This is a genomic window from Nafulsella turpanensis ZLM-10, assembly GCF_000346615.1.
Lineage (GTDB): Bacteria > Bacteroidota > Bacteroidia > Cytophagales > Cyclobacteriaceae > Nafulsella > Nafulsella turpanensis.
Window position 1 is genome coordinate 1 of record NZ_ANNU01000007.1, and the last position, 3,001, is coordinate 3,001.

A 3,001-nucleotide genomic window follows, 5' to 3' on the forward strand; every position below is an offset into this window, starting at 1 on the left:
GTTAGGCTGTATTCAAGCAGTATAGCGGTTAATCTGACCGACCTACAAAGGTTAAAAGCAGGACGGACAACCAGCTTAGCCATACAGAATAATAAAGTGTGACTGGTAAACTGGCTTTTTACGGACTGGGCTGGATTCTTCCGCTGATGTTCACCAGCTCTGTCGGGAGGGCACCAAAATGCTGATTTGGCTTTGAGCAGCTGTAAATGATTTCTCCCTGGCTCCTGTCGGTGGATTTGTCAGCAGGACCTTTAAAAATAGAATGCTCCACTATAGCCGAATACTTCAAAAGGTATAGCATGCTGGCGCAGTAAAGTGTCTAAACGGAGGACGAAATGAAAATAAACACAGCCTAACCCTAGTAGCCGTTGCACAACGCGGTAGTTCTACAGGTTAATTTCTCCTTATTTTATCACCTTTTGCCTGCTTTTAGAATTCCCCTTGCTGGTGATAAAAACCAAAAAGTAAAAACAGCCATTCTGTGGCTTAGGCAGGGCCATAGCAACTGTTTTTCTTCTGTTTTGGGAGAAGTTGAGCCACTTTTTCAGGTTATAGGCACAGGCGGCCATCAGCATCACCTTTTCTGCCTGAACGATGCCCCTGGTATTGATTCTCTTCAGGGCCATGAAGTTGATGAGCGTTCCAAAGACAGGCTCTACCGTACTATGTCGGAGCTTCTTCATTTGCCTGCCTCTTGAGGAATTTACCCTTTCAATGGCCCTTGTGTATTCATCCATAAAGTAGGTGATATCGATTCTTTTTTCCTTGCGTTTTCCAATGCAGCTTTCCCTGAAGGGACAGTCCTTACAGTCACTTCTGCGGGTAAAGTACTGGCGCTGTTTAATCAGACTGGCAGTGAGCACGATTCTTCTAAAGGTAACTTTCTTTCCATTTGGGCACTCCCAATAATCCTCTTCTCTGTGGTAGATAAATCCTTCAGGACCGCCTTTGTAGGTGCCATGAATAGGAATAAAAGCCTCTATTCTTTTTGCTTCCAGCAGGTGAAGGTTCTCTCCTGAACAGTAGCCTGCATCGGCTGCTATAGACTGACAGCTTAAGTTCTGACTCTTCAGCCTTTCTTCTACTTTCTCTATAATGGAAGGTAAACACTGGCTATCTTTTTTGTCTGAGAAATCAGCCTGAGTATGAGTAATGACATGATGAGCGGTATCAACAGATAGCTGGTTAAAGTAGCAGAGCTGGCGGGGCTTTCCAGGCTTTACGGCAATACGAGCATCCGGGTCTACGGGAGAATAATGGGTTTTATTGCTGGTAAACCTGTGCTCCTTACTACCTGCTCCGGGTCTTTTATCCTTGCTCCACTTCTTTTGTCTGCTGGCTATCTCCTGAAGCTCCTCTTTTCTGGCAGAGATGCTTCGTTGCTGCTGAGTGGATTTATTCTCCCTTGCAGGCCTGTGGGCCGTGCTTAGCTGATGCTCTTGCTCCAGTTGTTCTTTGGGTACTTTTAGCTCTAAAGAACTCATGGAAGCATTGGCTTTGATGTAGGCGGAGTCAATAGCCTGGACCTTGCCGGCTACCATGCCAGCATCTACGCAAAGAGAAAGAATATGCGTAAAAAGGGTATCGAAGAGGTCTTTACTCAGCCTTTGCCTGGTTCTGGAAACGGTGGAATGCCAGGGTAAAGCTTCATCTAAGTTGTAGCCAAGGAAGTAGCGCAGGTCCAGCCTAAGGCTGCATATGTCTATAAGTTTCCTGTCAGAGTCGATGTTCTCCAGATGTTTAATCAGGCAGAGCTTGAAAAAGACCTCAGGGTCTATGCTCTTCTGTCCGCAGGAGCCATAGTAGCTTTTCGTGTGCTCAGAAAGGAAATCCAGCTTCAGAACTTCCTTGAGCCGGTAATAGAGGTTGTGTTTTGGAACAGCCTCTGAGAGGGAAAAGCAAAGCTGCTTCCGCTCCCGAAAAATCTTCCTGCCCTGCATCGCTTAAAAAATTTGCTCCTTACCTGCTAAACATTTACTTTCAAGAAGTAGTGCAACAGGCACCACAAAAAATAACAAAGGCCGGTTTACTGGCCTAACAGGCTAAACAGCTCTTTAATGTCTTTCTCAACGGGGGACTATAACGCTGCTCTTTACGTCGGCCTCTGCTATTTTTATCAACGTTAGGGGCTATTAAAACCAGAGAACCTTAAAAAAAAGAATAGCCGTGCCTCAAAAAACTAAATGACAAAAGAATATAAAAAAGGGCTGACGGTAGGATTACTTATCTATTTTATTGGCATTATAGCGACAGTTATTGGCCATGTGATAATAGGAAGGGGATACGTTCATGCTCCTCCGGCAAGTTTCTTTATTTTTGTTTTAACCTTGATAGTCGGATTAGTAAGATTAGTATTAAATCTGGTAAAGGTATTTCTAATAGAAATAATATCTGGGAGAGATAAGCTGAAAGGAGAAATCTTAGTTCACGGGTTTATATTTACTCTTGTTTTTCTATTTATCCTATGGTTGATTTTGAGATAGAAAAGTAAGAATATCATAAATAAACAGCCCCTAACCCCAGTAGCTGTTGCACAACCTGATTGCTTCTAAGCTCAGTTTTTCTTATTTCATCACTCTCTAGTTTATTTTCCTGCTTCTTTTGCCCAAAAGAAAAATCACAGCACAAAAACAGCCATTAGTTGGCTTAGGCAGAGCCAGAGCAGCTGCTTTCCTTCTGTTCTGGGAGAAGTTAAGCCACTTTTTCAGGTTATAGGCACAGGCGGCCATCAACATTACCTTTTCTGCCTGTATGATACCCCTGGTGTTAATTCTCTTCAGGGCCATGAAGTTGATTAAGGTGCCGAAGACAGGCTCTACCGTGCTGTGCCTGAGCTTCTTCATTTGCCTGCCCCTGGGAGAGTTGACCCGTTCCACTGCTCGTATATACTCATCCATAAAGTAGGTAATGTCGATTCTTTTTTCATGCTGCTTTCCGATGCAGCTTTGTCTGAAGGGGCAGTCTTTGCTATCGCTGCTCGAAGAGATTAGCCGTGAGCACT

At 44.1% G+C, this 3,001-nt stretch carries 4 protein-coding genes; 1 reads left to right on the forward strand and 3 read right to left on the reverse strand.

What is annotated here, in order from left to right; all coding sequences use genetic code 11:
* Window positions 1–118: 118 nt before the first annotated feature.
* Entirely contained in the window at window positions 119–301 is a 183-nt protein-coding gene (locus tag F752_RS0103780; RefSeq protein WP_017730402.1) for a hypothetical protein, read from the reverse strand.
* Between the two features lie 103 nt (window positions 302–404).
* A complete protein-coding gene (locus F752_RS0103785) occupies window positions 405–1,940 on the reverse strand; it encodes an IS1182 family transposase (RefSeq protein WP_017730403.1) in 1,536 nt (511 codons plus the stop codon).
* 243 nt (window positions 1,941–2,183) lie between these two features.
* Between F752_RS0103785 and F752_RS0103790 the strand changes: the two genes are divergently transcribed.
* Window positions 2,184–2,483 (forward strand): hypothetical protein, encoded by a 300-nt coding sequence (locus tag F752_RS0103790; protein ID WP_017730404.1) that lies wholly within the window; start codon window positions 2,184–2,186, stop codon window positions 2,481–2,483.
* 96 nt (window positions 2,484–2,579) lie between these two features.
* On the opposite strand, the gene F752_RS23385 is transcribed toward F752_RS0103790, so the two are convergent.
* On the reverse strand, window positions 2,580–3,001 hold a 422-nt coding region (locus F752_RS23385), incomplete at its 5' end, for a transposase (protein ID WP_017730405.1).